Below are 258 nucleotides of genomic sequence, written 5' to 3'. Positions count from 1 at the left end.
TACCCCCGCCGTTAACGGGTCCTTCGTCCCCTTGTAAGGGGTGTTCAGATACCCGCACTGGGCAGGATTCAGTGACCGTACGAGTCCTTACGGATTTGCGGTCACCTATGTTGTTACTAGACAGTTGGAGCGCCCGAGTCACTGCGACCTGCCCCTTTGCAGGGCAGGTATCCCTTATTGCGAACGTACGGGACTAACTTGCCGAATTCCCTAACGTCGGTTACTCCCGACAGACCTTGGCTTTCGCCGCCACGAGTA

1 rRNA gene is annotated in these 258 nt (G+C 56.6%); it reads right to left on the bottom strand.

From position 1 onward, the window contains the following. Window positions 1-258 (bottom strand): 23S ribosomal RNA (locus tag C493_RS23605); the annotation flags it as partial.

It is taken from the genome of Natronolimnohabitans innermongolicus JCM 12255, from assembly GCF_000337215.1.
Lineage (GTDB): Archaea > Halobacteriota > Halobacteria > Halobacteriales > Natrialbaceae > Natronolimnohabitans > Natronolimnohabitans innermongolicus.
The sequence above is the reverse complement of the archived record's forward strand: the minus strand, read 5'-3'. Positions and strand labels throughout refer to the sequence as shown.